The sequence below is a fragment of the Cronobacter sp. EKM101R genome, from assembly GCF_963888145.1.
GTDB lineage: Bacteria > Pseudomonadota > Gammaproteobacteria > Enterobacterales > Enterobacteriaceae > Cronobacter > Cronobacter turicensis.
This window is the reverse complement of sequence record NZ_CAWPHW010000052.1, coordinates 198802-215267: the sequence shown is the minus strand read 5'-3', so window position 1 is coordinate 215267 and position 16466 is coordinate 198802. Positions and strand designations below refer to the sequence as shown.

The following is a 16466-nucleotide window of genomic DNA, read 5'->3' as shown; positions in this document are numbered from 1 at the left end:
TGAAGGGCACGCGCAGGCGTGCCCGAAGACGGATCAGAAGCGGAATGTGGCGGTCGCCGTAACCTGACGTTCCGCGCCCCAGAAACAACCATAGGTCTGGAAGCAACTGGAGACATATTCACGGTCAAGGAGGTTATTAACGTTTACCGCAACGCTTGAGCCTGGCAGGCCCACTCGCGCGAGGTCATATTTGACCACAGCGTCCATGACCGCGGCGCTACCGACTTTAAAGGTATTCGTCGGATCGCCGTAGCTGGAGCCGATAAAGCGACCGCCGGTGCCAATCGTCAGCCCGGAGAGCGGGCCATTATTAAACGTGTAATCGCCCCACAGCGAGCCCATATTGCGCGGCACCTGCTCAACGTGATTGCCTTTGAGATTGGTGTCTTTGGTGTATTCCGCATCAATATAGGTGTAAGACGCCGTCACGTTGATGTTCGCGTTAACTGCGGCTTTGGCTTCCAGCTCGACACCGCGTGAGCGCACTTCACCCGATGGCACCTGTAAGGTTGCATCATTAGGATCGGTAGTCAGCGTGTTGGTTTTGGTCAACTGATACACCGCGCCGGTAATCACGATAGGCATATCTTTCGGCACATATTTCACGCCCGCTTCATACTGCTCGCCTTTAGACGGCGCAAAAGCCATGCGCGGCGTGCTGTAGAGATCAAAAGCGTTCGGCTCGAAAGACTGGCTGTAGCTAACGTACGGGGAAATACCGTTGTCGAACAGGTAGTTCACGCCGCCGCGCCAGGTAAACTGGTGGTCGTTGCGCTCAATAGAACCACCATCAGCCCGTACGGTCGTCCCTTGTTGAGACCAGTCATAGCGGCCGCCGAGCGTAAACACCCATTTATCCCATTCAGCCTGATCCTGAACGTAAATACCGGTCTGTTTCGTTTCGTTAAGCTGATATGGCTCGGCATTACCAAAATCAAAGTCTTCCGGCGTGTAAGAGCCGTAAAGATCGATGGCTGGCGCTGAGCCAAACGCGGCATTGATGTCGTTGCGCATACGCATGAAATCGACGCCGGTCAGCAGCGTATGGTCCAGAGCGCCGGTGGCGAATTTGCTTTGCAGTTGGGTATCGACGCTGAAGTTCTGCAGACGCTCGTTATCAACGACGGTGCCGCGGTTCAGCGTATGGCCATCGGCCTGAACGCCTGTGCCGTAGACGCTCTGCTGCGCCGTTTTCATCTCTGCAAAACGCAGGTTCTGACGCACGGTAAAGGTGTCGTCGAAAGCGTGCTCGAAGCTATACCCCACCATTTTCTGGTTGCGGGAATAGGAGTTATTAGACGCGCCTTCGTTAAAATCGCTGCCGATACGTTTGCCGTTCGGTAACGGTTCGACCGTTCCCTCTTTCGGCAGCCAGCCGTAGTAGCCGGTTTGCGGTTCGTTCTGGAAATAAGAAAGGAACGTGAAATTCGTGTTTTCATCAGGACGCCAGGTAAACGACGGCGCAATCGCGTAGCGTTTCTGTTTAGCGTTAACCTGCTGCTGATCGTTCGAGCGCGCCACGCCGGTCAGGCGGTAAGAAAACTCGCCGTTATCGTCCAGAGAGTCGCTGAAGTCAAAACCGGTCTGGTAAAGATTATCCGTGCCCATTTTGAACTGGACTTCATGCAGCGGTTCGGTGGTCGGACGCTTGCTGACCATCGCGATAATGCCGCCGGGGTTGCTCTTACCATAAAGCACGGACGTCGGGCCGCGCATCAGTTCAACGCGCTCCAGCATGTAAGGGTCGATAACCGCATCGTTGTAAAAGTTGCCCTGCAGTTTCAGCCCATCCAGATAGTTGTTCTGGCTTAAGCCCACGGACGTAAACCCGCGAATGCTGACAAAGTCATAAGTGGTAGAGGCGCCACGGTTGCTGACGACCACGCCCGGCGTATAGCCCAGCGCTTCTTTCACCGACTGAGACTGATGCATGTCCATCTCTTCGCGCGTCACGACGGACACGGACTGCGGCGTTTTTTCAATCGGCGTATCGGTTTTGGTGGCGGTCGCGGAACGTTTTGCCGCAATGGTCGGGGCCGGGCCCCAGGCGCTCTCCTGCGCAGCAGCAGCGGAAACGGTGATGGTTTCCTCTTTCTGGCCGTCGGCGGCTAACGCGGAGGCGGCAAAACCGCCGCACGCCGTTGCAACAACAACCACCAGTCTGCAAATCCTGGTATTGATCTGAGTGTGAGTAGAACGCGCCATGCTAATTTCTCTGAGTGATAGTGACAAATGATAACGTAAACGAGAATTATTATTATGCGCCCGAGATGATATGCGAAAGGTTGTTTATATAGCAAGCGCCTGGCGCAGCGCGGGCGGCCAATGGCCCAATTAATCACCAGAGGAAATTATCTGGTTAATCAGCGGCTATCGAAACGTTATCGGCACTTTAAAGACCCGTGACAATAAAAAAGGGCTTAGCCCTGCTCCCGCCGAAGCCGGAGAGGCGCTAAGCCCTGTGTCACCGAAGCGGACGTCAGTTGCTGCCGAACATATCTTTAATCCAGCCCGCGACGCCGTCGCTCTTCTCTTCCTGCTGCGGCGCCTGTTGAGGCTGCTGCTGTTGCGGCTGCTGCGGCGCGGACTGATCGAACGGATTGCCCGACGGCGCGACCGGCTGGCTCTGCTGGCAGAGCGCATTCGGATCGCTGGTCCAGACCGGCAGCGTACGCATACCACCGCCGCCGCACAGGAAATTGCCCATATCATCAACGCCCATGTCGACGATATCTTCAGGCGGCGTCAGATCCAGCGGGATCGGCGACTGATTGGTCAGATAGCGCTGGTAAATCGCCATCGCGCCGCTGGCCCCGTAGAGTTTGGTCGGCTGGTTATTATCGCGTCCCACCCAGGTGATCACCACTTCACGCCCGTCGATACCGGCAAACCAGGTGTCGACGTTGTTGTTGGTGGTCCCCGTTTTCCCGGCGAGATGCAGTTTCGGGAATTTCACCGCCAGCGCATGGCCGGTGCCGCGCTGCACGACCTGCTGCATCGTCCAGAGCGTCAGGTAGGCGGCCTGCGCCGGTACGGCGCGCTCCGACTGCGGGAAGCTCTGATACAGCACGCTGCCATCTTCGGCGATCACCGAACGCAGCACGGAAAGCTGGGCGCGATTGCCGCCGCTCGCGATGGTCTGGAACGCCTGCGCCACTTCAACCGGCGTCAGGTTCAGCGCGCCGAGCAGCATAGCCGGAACCGGATGCAGCTGATTTTCCGGCGCGCCGAGTTTTTTCCAGGTCTCGGTCACGGCGGGCAGCCCCAGTGCCATACCGAGGTTGACGGTCGGCACGTTCATGGAGCGCGTCAGCGCATCCACCAGCATCACCTGGCCGCTGTAGCGGTGATCGTCGTTCTGCGGCGACCACACCTGCCCGTTCGGCTGGCGCAGGGCGATCGGCGCATCGGCGATCCAGGTGTTGAGACGGTACGTGTTTGGCTGACTTAGCGCGGTCAGGTAGGTCGCCGGTTTGGCGAGCGAGCCAATCGAGCGGCGCGCCTGCATGGCGCGGTTATAGCCCGCGAACTGCGGATTCGCGCCGCCGACCATCGCACGGACTTCGCCGGTGAAACGGTCCACCACCACCATCGCGGTTTCCAGATCCTTCAGCTTGCGCTGTTTAATCAGCGCCGGAATACCTTCCACCGCCGCTTTCTCCGCCGCATCCTGCGCGACCGAGTCAAACGTGGTGAAAATCTTCACGCCGGAGAGATCTTTCACTTTGTCGCCAAGCTTCGCCTGCAACTCCTGACGCACCATCTGCATAAACGCCGGCTGCGGGGAGATGACGCCGCCGCGCGGCTGCACCCCCAGCGGGCGGGCGCTCAGCATGTCGTAGAGCTCCTGGTCGATGACCTTTTGCTCCTGGAGCAGGCGCAGCACGAGGTTACGACGCTCCAGCGCCAGTTTCGGGTTACGCCATGGGTTATAGAGCGACGCGCCCTTCACCATGCCCACCAGCAACGCCTGCTGATCGAGGCTCAGCTCTTCCACCGGACGGCCGAAGTAGTAAAGGCTCGCCAGCGGGAAACCGCGGATCTGATCGTCGCCGCTCTGACCGAGATACACCTCGTTCAGGTACAGCTCAAGGATACGATCCTTGTCATAACGCGCGTCCATGATAAGCGCCATGTACGCTTCGTTGGCTTTACGCCACAGGGTGCGCTTGTTAGTCAGGAACAGGTTTTTCACCAGCTGCTGCGTCAGCGTACTGCCGCCCTGCACCGCGCGGCCCGCCGTCAGGTTCGCCAGCACCGCGCGACCAATCGACCAGACGCTGATGCCGTCATGCTCATAGAAGTGGCGGTCTTCCGTCGCGACCAGCGTATCGACCAGCAGATCCGGGAAGCCGGAGCGCGGCACAAACAGGCGCTGCTCGCCGTTGGGCGATGACAGCATCGTAATCAGCCGCGGATCGAGGCGGAAGAAACCGAAGTTACGGTTGCTGTCCATGTTCTCGATAGAGGCCAGATGGTCGCCGTCAAACTCCAGGCGCGCGCGGATCTGCCCCTCTTTGCTGTCCGGGAAATCGAACGGACGGCGAATCATCTCAATGCTGTTCGCCTGGACGGTAAATTCGCCAGGGCGCGTCATTTTCGTCACCTGACGATACTGCGTCGCCTCCAGCAGCTTCACCATCTCCTGCTTGCTGATGGTCATATCCGGCTCAAGGTTAACCATGCGCCCATAGACCGCCGCCGGCAGTTGCCAGACTTTGCCATCGATACGGCTGCGGATTTTTTGATCGAGATAGACGCCGTAAATAACCAGCAACACCACAAAAATCACAAACAGCTTTAACAGAAGCCACAGCCAGCGGCGTTTGCCGCCCTTGCCTTTTTTGCCTTTTACTTTACGCGGCATCGGCTCCTCATCATCGTCTTCATACTCATCGTCATAATCCTCTTCCCTGAGACGACGACGGCTTACCTTCTGTTTAGTCGGACGCGTCGGTCGTCCTTTGCGTCCGATAGGTTCGCGGTCATTCCCCGCCATGCTTTTTCTCCACAACGTACAGGCGCAAAGGCCAGATTCTTGGCTCTTCCGCCCGCAGGCGGAAGAAGAAAGCTCTCAAATCATCACGACGGCAAGGCCGTCGTTACTGATACTTTTTGGTGCGCCGGGTCGGCTGCGCATTCGCCGGATCGTCCGGCCAGACATGTTTCGGGTAGCGCCCTTTCATCTCTTTCTGCACCTCTTTCCAGGCGCCGCGCCAGAACGCGCTGAGATCGCGCGTGATCTGTAGCGGTCGCTGGGCGGGCGAAAGCAGTTCAAGGGTGAGCGGCACCCGGCCTTCGGCGATAACCGGCGTGTCGGCCTCACCGAACATCTCCTGAATGCGCACGGCCAGCGCCGGTGGGTTTTCCTCATGATAGCGAATCGCTATCCGGCTGCCGGTCGGCACAGTGTAATGCTCTGGCAGCGCACTATCCAGCCGTTGCCGCTGCGTCCAGTCGAGTAAATGCAGCAGCGCCTGGGCGAGATTGATATTTTTCAGCGCGCGCAGCGAATGTACGCCGCGAAGCGCGGGTAACAGCCAGACATCGAGCGAGGCCAGCAGCGCCTCGTCGCTGACGTCCGGCCACGGATGTTCCGGCAGAAAACGCGCCGCGCACTGCAAACGCAGGCGCAACTGCTCCGCCTCTGGCGTCCAGTTAAGAACAGAAAGCCCTTTTTCGCGAATGCCGTTAAGCATCGCCTGGTGAAGCTCCTCTTCGGAAGGCTTTGAGAGCGGCTGGGTTTTCAGCACCAGTTGCCCAACCTGCCAGCGACGCTGCGCGCGCAGCGTGCCCTGTTCGTCATTCCACTCCAGCGAATCGCGCTGGCTCAGCAGATGCGGGCATGCGTCAATGAGCGCGTCGATGTCGAGCGGCAGCGCCTGTAAAATGCGCGCGTCGGCGCTGTGGCTGCTCTGAAGCAGCAGCGGCGCGATAAGCCACTCATAGCGCGTCAGCGCGTCGTCCTGACTGAGCATCGCGCCCATGCCGTTGGCGAGCTGATAGCGCCCCTCCTGACCGCGACGGCGCGCGATACGGTCGCTGAACGCGCAGGCCAACAGCGCGGGTGCAAAAGAGAGCGACGGCGTGCCGCCGCGGGCGTTAAGCCGCTTCATCAGTTGCGCGCAGCGGGCCTGCCAGTTGCCCTGGCTGCGGGAAAAGGCGCTGCGCAAATCCGCCTCCGCCCCGCGAGGCGGCTCTTCGAGTATTGCGGCGAGCCGCGCCGCCGTCGCCTGAGCGTCAGCGCCTTCTGCGCAGGCCAGCATCGCGGCGAGGCGCGGATCGTTGCCAAACTGCGCCATCTGGCGTCCGCGCGCGGTGAGCTGACCGTCTTTCAGCGCGCCCAGCGCGGTGAGCAGTTCGCGCGCGGCGGCAAGGTTCGCCGCGGGCGGCAGATCCAGCCACTGGAGATCCGTTACGTCTCGGCATCCCCACATCAGCAGCTCCAGCAGCAGCCCGGAGAGATCGCTTTGGGTAATTTCGGCTTCAGACTGCGCGGCGGCGCGCTCCGCCTGCTCTTTCGGGAGAAGATGCAGACAGATGCCCGGCTCAAGGCGTCCGGCGCGGCCGGCGCGCTGGGTCATCGACGCCTGGCTGATGCGCTGCGTGATAAGCCGCGTCAGGCCAGTGCGGGCGTCAAAGCGCGCCACGCGCTCCTGGGCGCTGTCCACCACCAGCCGGATGCCTTCGATGGTCAGACTGGTTTCCGCGATATTGGTGGCGAGCACCACTTTGCGAAAGCCGGACGGCGCGGGCAGGATAGCCTTGCGCTGCTCGGCGAGCGGCAGCGCGCCGTAGAGCGGACACAGCAGCACATCGCGCCCCACACGTTCTGCAAGCTGCGTCTGCACCCGCTGGATCTCGCCGACGCCCGGTAAAAACAGCAGCAGCGAACCGGATTCTTCACGCAGCAAGCCGCTCACGGCCTGCGCCACCGCCTCATCGAAACGCTGATGCGCAGAGAGCGTCTGGTAGCGCCGCTCCACCGGGAAGCTGCGCCCTTCAGACACCACCGTCGGCGCCTGCGGCAGCATCGCCTGCAGGCGCGCGTTGTCCAGCGTCGCAGACATAATCAGCAGCTTGAGATCGTCACGCAGCCCCTGCTGGACATCGAGCAGCAGCGCCAGGGCGAGATCCGCCTGCACGCTGCGCTCGTGGAATTCATCGAGGATCACCAGCGACACGCCGGAAAGCTCCGGGTCGCGCTGCAACAGCCGCGTCAGAATGCCTTCGGTCACCACTTCCAGCCGGGTGGCCGGGCCGGTGCAGCTTTCGGCGCGCATCCGGTAGCCCACGGTTTCGCCGCACGGCTCGCCGAGCAGATCCGCCAGACGCTGCGCCACGTTGCGCGCCGCGAGCCGTCTGGGCTCCAGCATAATGATTTTCCCGTCCAGACCGCCGGATTTTAAGATTTCCAGCGGCAGCCAGGTCGATTTCCCGGCGCCGGTCGGGGCGCACAGCAGCACCTGCGGCGCGTGCTGCAGGGCGTTGAGAAGGTCAGGTAAAACGGCGGCGACCGGTAAAGACGACACGACAGGCTCCAGAGGGTTACTATGAAAGGCACGCATTGTAGCATTCCGCCCGATCATTACGAGTTACCGCTATGTCAGACCAGAAACGGCTGTTTTTCGCGCTGCCGCTGCCAGCCGACCTTCAGCAACGCATTATTGAGTGGCGCGCCGCAAGCTTTGCGCCCGACGCGGGCAGGCCCATCGCCGCCGCGAATTTGCATATCACGCTCGCCTTTTTAGGCGACGTCAGCGCGCAAAAACAGCGCACGTTAAGCGCGCTTGCCGGGCGTATTCAACAGCCAGGGTTTACGCTTGCGCTCGACGACGCCGGGCACTGGCCCCGCTCGCAGGTGGTCTGGCTCGGCTCCCGCCAGCCGCCGCGCGGCCTGTTGCAGCTCGCGAATCTGCTGCGTGCGCAGGCGGCGCGCAGCGGTTGCCCACAAAGCGCGCAACCCTTTCATCCGCATGTCACATTACTGCGTAACGCTCAGCACCCGGTCAGGCTGCCGCCGCCAGGGTTTGGCTGGCAGCTTCCGGTGCGGGAGTTTGTGCTGTATGAATCGCGATTTGAACAGGGACGTACCCGTTACCAGCCGCTGCAAAGCTGGTCTCTGAACCCATAAGGAAGCGACATGGAATTTACGCCCGCACTGCAACCGGCCCGGCTGATTCAGCGCTACAAGCGCTTTCTCGCCGATGTGGTCACGCCGCAAGGCGACACCTTAACCCTGCACTGCCCGAACACCGGTGCGATGACCGGCTGCGCGACGCCAGGGGATACCGTCTGGTATTCCACCTCAAGCGTCGCGACGCGCAAATATCCGCACACCTGGGAATTAACTGAAACCCGTGACGGCGCGTTTATTTGCGTGAATACGCTGCGCGCCAACACGGTGGTGAAAGAGGCCTTGCAGGCGCAGAGGCTGCCTGCGTTAGCCGGTTACGAGAGCCTGAAGAGTGAAGTCAAGTACGGCGCCGAACGCAGCCGCATCGACTTTATGTTGCAGGCGAGTGACAAGGTTAACTGCTATATTGAGGTGAAATCCGTGACGCTGTCGGAGCAGGATTCAGGGTACTTCCCGGATGCGGTGACCGCGCGCGGTCAGAAGCATTTGCGGGAGCTGATGAGCGTAGTGGAACAAGGGGATCGCGCCGTGCTGTTGTTCGCCGTGCTGCACTCCGCCATTACGCAGGTTGCCCCGGCGCGCCATATTGATGAACGCTATGCCGAGCTCCTGAGCGAGGCGCAGCGCAAGGGGGTGGAAGTGCTGGCCTGGAAGGCCTCGCTTTCCGCCAGTGAGATAACGCTGACGTCGCCTTTGCCGGTTCGCTTATAACCAGTTGATCCGCAATCGACTAATAATGATACGGCCGCGTGCGCAAATACGCTTTTCCTCACAGGGTTGTCAAGTGTAACGTTTAGATAATTGCTATCCGGAAAAGCTTCTGTTATTTATAGCGGCCTGATTTTTCCCCCGAGAAGGGGATCGATAGTGCGTGTTAAGGAGAAGCAACATGCAAGAAGGGCAAAACCGTAAAACATCGTCCCTGAGTATTCTCGCCATCGCTGGGGTGGAGCCTTATCAGGAGAAACCGGGCGAAGAGTATATGAACGAAGCCCAGCTGGCGCACTTCAGGCGTATTCTTGAGGCATGGCGTAATCAACTCCGGGATGAAGTCGATCGCACCGTAACCCATATGCAGGATGAAGCTGCAAACTTCCCGGATCCGGTAGACCGTGCCGCCCAGGAAGAGGAGTTCAGCCTTGAGCTGCGTAACCGCGACCGCGAACGCAAGCTTATCAAGAAGATTGAAAAAACGCTGAAAAAAGTGGAAGACGAAGATTTCGGCTACTGCGAATCCTGCGGTGTTGAAATCGGCATCCGTCGTCTGGAAGCCCGTCCGACCGCCGATCTGTGCATCGACTGTAAGACGCTCGCTGAAATCCGCGAAAAACAGATGGCCGGCTAATCGCCGACGCAAATTAATAACACTTACGGCGGGATTTTCCCGCCGTATTCTTTTATATCTGCCATCACCATGTCTGTTAAGCCATACGTTGGGCGTTTCGCCCCCTCACCTTCCGGCGAACTGCATTTCGGCTCGCTGATTGCCGCGCTCGGCAGTTATCTTCAGGCCCGTGCGTTGCAGGGCACCTGGCTTGTGCGTATCGAAGATATCGATCCGCCGCGCGAAGTGCCGGGCGCCGCCGACGCGATTTTGCGCCAGCTTGAGCATTACGGCCTGCACTGGGATGGCGAGGTGCTGTATCAGTCGCAGCGTCACGAGGCCTACCGCGAGGCGCTGGCGTACCTGCGCGAGCACGGGCTAAGCTACTACTGCACCTGCCCGCGCAGCCGCATTCAACAACGGGGCGGCATTTACGACGGCCACTGTCGCGCGTTGCATCACGGCCCGGAGAACGCCGCCGTACGCCTGGTGCAGACGCACCCGGTTATGGCGTTTACCGATACGCTGCGCGGTGAAATCATCGCCGACCCGGCGCTCGCCCGCGAAGATTTTATTATTCACCGCCGCGACGGCCTGTTCGCCTATAACCTGGCCGTCGTCGTCGACGATCATTTCCAGGGCGTGACGGAAATCGTGCGCGGGGCGGATCTCATCGAGCCGACGGTGCGCCAGATTTCGCTCTACCAGCAGTTTGGCTGGCAGGCGCCGGATTACGTGCATCTGCCGCTGGTGGTGAACCCGGATGGCAATAAGCTTTCCAAACAGAACCACGCGCCGCCGCTGCCCGAAGGCGATCCGCGGCCAGTGCTGGTTGAGGCGCTGAGGTTTTTAAACCAGCCGGTCGATGACGACTGGCGTTCGCTTTCCACCGAAGCGCTGTTGCGTCAGGCGGTGGAAAAATGGGTTCTCAGCGCGGTGCCTGCGGCGGTAGCCGCGAATCCGGCATTCTCAAATGCGTTGCGCTGAGCTATATTAGCCGCTGTTTTTTGTCCAGAGTCTGACACTACCGAGGTGCACCATTTTTACCCGAGTCGCTAATTTTTGCCGTAAGGTGTTAAACCGCGAGGAGAGCGTGGTTGACGAAGGCGTCGCACAGCCCGCCATAACCATAATCCCGCGTGAACAGCACGCTATCTCCCGCAAAGATATCAGCGAGAACGCGCTTAAAGTGATGTACCGCCTGAATAAAGCGGGCTATGAAGCCTGGCTTGTCGGCGGCGGTGTGCGCGATCTGCTGCTTGGCAAAAAGCCGAAAGATTTTGACGTGACCACGAACGCCACGCCGGATCAGGTCCGTAAGCTGTTCCGCAACTGCCGCCTGGTCGGCCGTCGCTTCCGCCTGGCGCACGTGATGTTCGGGCCGGAAATCATTGAAGTGGCGACCTTTCGCGGCCATCACGAAGAGAGCGAAAGCGATCGCGCCACCTCCCAGCGCGGCCAGAACGGCATGCTGCTGCGCGACAACATTTTCGGCTCCATCGAAGAAGACGCCCAGCGCCGCGATTTCACCATCAACAGCCTTTATTACAGCGTGGCCGATTTCACGGTACGTGATTATGTCGGCGGCCTGAACGATCTCAACGAAGGCATTATTCGTCTTATCGGCGATCCGGAAACGCGCTACCGCGAAGATCCGGTCCGTATGCTGCGCGCGGTGCGCTTCGCCGCACGCCTTGATATGCGCATCAGCCCGGAAACCGGGGAGCCTATCCCGCGCCTTGCCACGCTGCTGAACGATGTGCCGCCAGCGCGTTTGTTTGAAGAATCGCTGAAGCTGTTGCAGGCCGGTTACGGCTATGCGACGTATCGCCTGCTGTGCGAATACAACCTGTTCCAGCCGCTGTTCCCGGGCATCAGCCGCTATTTCACCGAGAAAGGCGACAGCCCGATGGAGCGCATCATCGCGCAGGTACTGAAGAACACCGATCACCGCATTCACAATGATATGCGCGTGAATCCGGCGTTTCTGTTCGCCGCGATGTTCTGGTATCCGCAGCTCGAAATGGCGCAGAAAATCGCCCAGGAGAGCGGCCTTGCTTACTACGACGCGTTCGCGCTCGCCATGAACGACGTGCTGGATGAAGCCTGCCGCTCGCTGGCTATTCCCAAACGCATTACGACGCTTATCCGCGATATCTGGATGCTGCAACTGCGCCTGTCTCGCCGTCAGGGCAAACGCGCGTGGAAGCTGATGGAGCATCCGAAATTCCGCGCCGCCTACGATCTGCTGGCGCTGCGCGCCGAAGCGGAAAGCAACAGCGAGCTGCAACGCCTGACGAACTGGTGGGGTGAATTCCAGTCCGCCGCGCCGCCGATGCAAAAAGATATGCTCAACGATCTGGGCGACGAACCGGCCGCGCGTCGCCGTACGCGTCGTCCACGTCGTCGCACCACCCCGCGCCGCGAGGGTAACGCGTGACGCTGGCCTTTATCGCGCTCGGCAGCAATCTTGCCGAGCCGCTTTCTCAGGTCAATAACGCGCTGGCCGCGCTGGCGCGTATTCCTCACAGCCGCATCGTGACCACCTCTTCTTTCTATCGCACCCCGCCGCTTGGCCCGCAGGATCAGCCCGATTACCTGAATGCCGCCGTGGCGCTGGAGACGACGCTTAGCGCCGAAGCACTTCTCGATAACACGCAGCGCATCGAGCTTGAGCAGGGGCGCGTGCGTAAAGCGGAGCGCTGGGGGCCGCGCACGCTCGATCTCGATATCATGCTGTTTGGCGACGCGACGATAAACACCGAGCGGCTGACCGTTCCCCACTACGACATGAAAAACCGCGCCTTTATGCTGCTGCCGCTTTCAGAGATAGCGCCCGCGCTGCGCTTCCCGGATGGCGAGCGTCTGGCCGATGTGCTCGAACGCCTTGATTGTTCAGCAATTCGCCACTGGTAAATCAAAAAGTTCCCCTTCGTATTTCCTCGCGGTATCCTCCCGTAAACGCATCGTTTACACTGCTTTTTTTCTGTTTGCGGGACACCCATGAAACCGACAACCATTTCTCAATTGCGACGCCTGAAGGAAACCGGCAAAAAATTCGCCACCATCACCGCCTACGATTTCAGCTTTGCGAAACTCTTTGAAGAAGAAGGAATTGGCGTCATGCTGGTGGGAGATTCGCTGGGCATGACCGTCCAGGGACACGATTCGACCCTGCCGGTCACCGTCGACGACATCGCCTATCATACGCGCGCTGTACGCCGCGGCGCGCCGCACTGTCTGTTGCTCGCCGACTTGCCGTTTATGGCATATGCCACGCCTGAGCAGGCCTTTGAAAACAGCGCCGCCGTCATGCGCGCGGGCGCCAATATGGTGAAAATCGAAGGCGGCCAGTGGCTTGCCGACACGGTACGTATGCTGACCGAGCGCGCGGTGCCGGTGTGTGGGCATCTGGGGCTGACCCCGCAATCCGTCAATATTTTCGGCGGCTATAAAGTACAGGGCCGCGATGAAGCCGCCGCGCAGACGCTGTTTAACGACGCGCTGGCTTTAGAAGCCGCAGGCGCGCAGCTTCTGGTGCTGGAGTGCGTGCCGGTCGCGCTGGCGCAGCGCATCACCGACGCGCTTTCCATTCCGGTTATCGGCATCGGCGCCGGTAACGTCACTGACGGGCAGATTCTCGTGATGCATGACGCCTTCGGCATTACCGGCGGCCACATCCCGAAATTCGCTAAAAACTTCCTGGCTGAAGCGGGCGATATGCGCGCCGCGGTGCGCCAGTATATTGCTGAAGTGGAGTCCGGCGCGTATCCGGGCGAAGAACACAGTTTTCACTAAAGGAGTGTCATTGTGCTGATTATTGAAACCTTGCCGCTGCTGCGCCAGCAGATCCGTCGCCTGCGCATGGAAGGCAAACGCATCGCTCTGGTGCCGACCATGGGCAATCTTCACGACGGCCATATGAAGCTGGTGGACGAGGCGAAAGCCAACGCCGACGCGGTGGTGGTAAGTATTTTCGTTAATCCGATGCAGTTTGACCGCGCCGACGATCTGGCGCGCTACCCGCGCACGCTTCAGGAAGATTGCGAAAAGCTGAAAAAACGCGGCGCCGATTTCGTGTTCGCCCCTACGCCGGAAGAGGTCTATCCGCAGGGCATGAATGACCAGACCTATGTTGACGTGCCGGGCCTCTCCACCATGCTGGAAGGCGCAAGCCGTCCGGGCCATTTCCGCGGCGTCTCGACCGTGGTCAGCAAGCTGTTTAACCTGGTGCAGCCGGATGTCGCCTGCTTTGGCGAAAAGGATTATCAGCAGCTCGCGCTGATCCGCAAAATGACGGCCGACATGGGTTATGACATCGAGATTGTTGGCGTGCCGACGGTACGCGCCAAAGACGGGCTGGCGCTCAGCTCCCGTAACGGCTATCTCACCAGCGACCAGCGTAAAATCGCGCCGGGCTTAAGCAAAGTAATGAACGCGATGGCGGACAAACTGCGCGCGGGCGAGCGCGATCTGGAGGCGATTATCGCCGCGGCAAGCGACGAACTCAGCGAGAAAGGTTTCCGTCCGGACGACCTGCAAATCCGCGATGCCGACACGCTGCAGCCGCTCTCACCGGCAAGCCAACGCGCGGTGATTCTGATGGCGGCGTGGCTCGGTCAGGCGCGGTTAATCGACAATCAGACCGTGGAATTAACCCAGTAGACAGCATGGGTAAAAAGGGCAATACTGCCCGGGATAAATTCCTGGAGCCGGGTCACCGCCCGGCTCTGACGACATTCAGGTAAACAGGGTTCAAGTTATGATTCGCACCATGTTGCAGGGCAAACTGCACCGCGTCAAAGTTACTCAGGCGGACCTGCATTATGAAGGCTCCTGCGCCATCGATCAGGATTTCCTCGAGGCCGCGGGCATTCTGGAATATGAAGCCATTGATATCTACAACGTGACCAATGGCAAACGCTTTTCGACTTACGCCATCGCGGGCGAGCGCGGCTCGAAGATCATTTCGGTGAACGGCGCGGCGGCCCACTGCGCGGATGTCGGCGATATCCTGATTATCGCAAGCTACGTGACCATGCCGGATGAGCAGGCGCGCAGCTGGCAGCCGAAAGTCGCCTATTTCGACGGCGACAACGAGATGAAACGTCTCGCCAAAGCGGTGCCGGTGCAGGTAGCGTAACCGCCCTCCCGCCTCGCCGTAACGCCCTCCTCGCGAGGGCTTTTTTTATCCCTGCGGCTGATTACTGATGATTTTCGCCATCGTCTCCAGCGAGTCGGTGCGCAGAATATAGAGCCGCTTGAGCAAATACGGGTTATCGCCCGGCTTCACTTTCCCCTTCACCGTCGTCACCGCCAGATGAAACCCGGCGTCGCCCGCCGCCTTCACCGCCTTGTCGTCATACCCGCCGAACGGATAAGAGAGAAACAGCACGTGCGGATTGAACTGTGAGAGCGCGCGGCGAGACCGCTGAAAATCAAAGAGAATGTTGTGATACGTGCGGCTTAACAAAATCGGATGGCGCGCGCCGTCGGTGCGATGCAGAAAATGGGTGTGCGACTGGATATCAAACACGTCCTGAATCGATTTCAGCTCGGAAACGCTCATAAACTGGAGCGATTTCGGCTCCCACCGCTGCGGCTGGCGCTTAATGCGCGACGAGATAATAAACGCCGTCGCTTTAAAGCCATATTCTTTCAGTACCGGATACGCGTAGCGATAAACCGACTTCAGCCCATCGTCGAAGGTGATCGCCACCGCGCGGGCGGGCAAATTCACGCGGTTATGCACGTAGCCGTCGAGATCGTAGAGGCTAATCGTGGCATAGCCCTGATCGCGCAGCCATGTCATCTGGTTGCTGAACGCGCGCACGGACGTGGTGGTCGAGGTGTGGCGAAACCGGGTGTTCTCTTCATCGCGCAGGATATGGTGGTACGTCAGCACCGGAATGCCGTTATCTTCCTGCGCGTCCAGGCTACTGATATAACCCAGCCGGTCGCCGATGCGGATCTGATACCAGGTCTGGTTGAGGCGGTCTTTCAGCTTGCCGACGACAGGGTAACGCAGATTTTCCGCGAGCGTGCCGAACGGCGCGCTGTTCGCATCCGGCTCGTTATAGATGGTGACATCCCGCCAGGTGAGCAGATTCTGGTTGCTGAGCGGCTTATTCAGATCGCCGAGACTGTCTTTTACGCGGTTACTGCCCTGCACGTCGGTCAGATGCGCTTTATCGATAAACCCGGTGCCGAAGCCGAAGCGAAATTCATAGTAGTCGGCGGCAATCGGCACCACGGCGAGCAGTTGCCCTTCGCGGACGGTGCCGACCGTCTGAACGCTATCGCCGACCTTCGCCCAGATCGCGGCATCTTCGGTGATTTGCATATATTGCGCAGAGGGTTGTTCGCGACCGAGCAGGCTGGCCTGCGCGACACCTGCGGCCAGCAGCAGCAGACAGAAAAAAAGACGATTTAGCATAGGAGTGATGGAACAGTGACTGCCAGAGGTGAAATTATGCACATTTTAACAAAAGTGACATGAATACCAAACCTGGTTATCAGTAATCGTGCAGTAAAACAAACGGGGGATTTTTTTGTTGCTCATGCCACAGGCTGGTAACGCCCTCGCCGCCCGCCTGCACGATAGCATCGCGAAACGCCTCGCTGGTCAACGATTCACGCAGCGGATACATCTGCATCAGCAGCGGTAAGGTGACGCCAGCGATGACTTCACAATGCGGATGCTTGTGACTCATCAGCGCCGCCGCGCGATACGGCGCGCCGCCGGGGGTGTCGGTCAGGAAAATCACACCGTCGCCCGTATCCACATGCCAGAGCGCATCGCACATCATGCGGCTTAACATATTGGTGCTAAGCCCTGCCCAGTAATCAACCGTCCGACACTGCGCAAGCGGGCCAAACTGCGCTTCAAGCTGCTGCGCGTAGTCGCGGGCGATGTAATCGTGGCAGGCGATAACCCAGCCTGGCATGGTGAATCTCCTTCGAAACGGCGGGATAGTGTAGCGAAGTGGCGACGCGTCGGCGTGA

14 protein-coding genes are annotated in these 16466 nt (G+C 59.7%); 9 read left to right on the top strand and 5 right to left on the bottom strand.

Translation table 11 applies throughout. From position 1 onward, the window contains the following. Positions 1–33: 33 nt before the first annotated feature. From fhuA to hrpB, 3 genes are all read right to left on the bottom strand, one after another. Entirely contained in the window at positions 34–2205 is a 2172-nt protein-coding gene (gene fhuA, locus AACV31_RS20135) for a ferrichrome porin FhuA (RefSeq protein ID WP_165155942.1), read from the bottom strand. 274 nt (positions 2206–2479) lie between these two features. After that, on the bottom strand, positions 2480–4999 hold the full coding sequence (mrcB, locus tag AACV31_RS20130) for a bifunctional glycosyl transferase/transpeptidase (RefSeq protein WP_041923207.1): 2520 nt from the start codon (positions 4997–4999) through the stop codon (positions 2480–2482). A 103-nt stretch (positions 5000–5102) separates the two neighbouring features. Next, positions 5103–7532: an ATP-dependent helicase HrpB gene (hrpB, locus tag AACV31_RS20125; RefSeq protein ID WP_165155940.1), complete on the bottom strand. Its 2430-nt coding sequence runs from the start codon at positions 7530–7532 to the stop codon at positions 5103–5105. Between the two features lie 71 nt (positions 7533–7603). Between hrpB and thpR the strand changes: the two genes are divergently transcribed. The 9 genes from thpR (at position 7604) to panD (ending at position 14604) form a co-directional block, all read left to right on the top strand. Next, positions 7604–8134, top strand: a complete 531-nt coding sequence (thpR, locus tag AACV31_RS20120; RefSeq protein ID WP_165155938.1) for an RNA 2',3'-cyclic phosphodiesterase — start codon at positions 7604–7606, stop codon at positions 8132–8134. A 9-nt stretch (positions 8135–8143) separates the two neighbouring features. Beyond that, entirely contained in the window at positions 8144–8848 is a 705-nt protein-coding gene (gene sfsA / locus AACV31_RS20115; protein WP_165155936.1) for a DNA/RNA nuclease SfsA, read from the top strand. A 178-nt stretch (positions 8849–9026) separates the two neighbouring features. Next, entirely contained in the window at positions 9027–9482 is a 456-nt protein-coding gene (gene dksA / locus AACV31_RS20110) for an RNA polymerase-binding protein DksA (RefSeq protein WP_001155227.1), read from the top strand. Between the two features lie 69 nt (positions 9483–9551). Continuing rightward, a complete protein-coding gene (gene gluQRS / locus AACV31_RS20105) occupies positions 9552–10448 on the top strand; it encodes a tRNA glutamyl-Q(34) synthetase GluQRS (protein ID WP_165155934.1) in 897 nt (298 codons plus the stop codon). Positions 10449–10500: 52 nt separating this feature from the next. Then, positions 10501–11901, top strand: a complete 1401-nt coding sequence (pcnB, locus tag AACV31_RS20100) for a polynucleotide adenylyltransferase PcnB (RefSeq protein WP_207552699.1) — start codon at positions 10501–10503, stop codon at positions 11899–11901. Beyond that, positions 11898–12377 carry a 2-amino-4-hydroxy-6-hydroxymethyldihydropteridine diphosphokinase gene (gene folK / locus AACV31_RS20095; protein WP_165155932.1) on the top strand — a complete coding sequence of 160 codons (480 nt, stop codon included), beginning with the start codon at positions 11898–11900 and terminating at the stop codon, positions 12375–12377. Before pcnB ends, folK begins: the two co-directional genes overlap by 4 nt. 87 nt (positions 12378–12464) lie before the next feature. Continuing rightward, the gene (gene panB / locus AACV31_RS20090) at positions 12465–13259 is read left to right on the top strand and encodes a 3-methyl-2-oxobutanoate hydroxymethyltransferase (RefSeq protein ID WP_165155930.1); all 795 of its coding nucleotides are present in this window, start codon (positions 12465–12467) and stop codon (positions 13257–13259) included. Between the two features lie 12 nt (positions 13260–13271). Next, positions 13272–14126, top strand: coding sequence for a pantoate--beta-alanine ligase (panC, locus tag AACV31_RS20085; RefSeq protein ID WP_165155928.1), 855 nt, complete (start codon positions 13272–13274; stop codon positions 14124–14126). Between the two features lie 97 nt (positions 14127–14223). Next, complete coding sequence (gene panD / locus AACV31_RS20080; RefSeq protein WP_004387652.1) at positions 14224–14604, top strand: aspartate 1-decarboxylase; 381 nt, start codon at positions 14224–14226, stop codon at positions 14602–14604. A 45-nt stretch (positions 14605–14649) separates the two neighbouring features. On the opposite strand, the gene AACV31_RS20075 is transcribed toward panD, so the two are convergent. Next, a complete protein-coding gene (locus AACV31_RS20075; RefSeq protein WP_105538010.1) occupies positions 14650–15897 on the bottom strand; it encodes a polysaccharide deacetylase family protein in 1248 nt (415 codons plus the stop codon). 79 nt (positions 15898–15976) lie between these two features. Next, a complete protein-coding gene (locus tag AACV31_RS20070) occupies positions 15977–16408 on the bottom strand; it encodes a PTS sugar transporter subunit IIA (RefSeq protein WP_007768868.1) in 432 nt (143 codons plus the stop codon). Between the last annotated feature and the right edge of the window lie 58 nt (positions 16409–16466).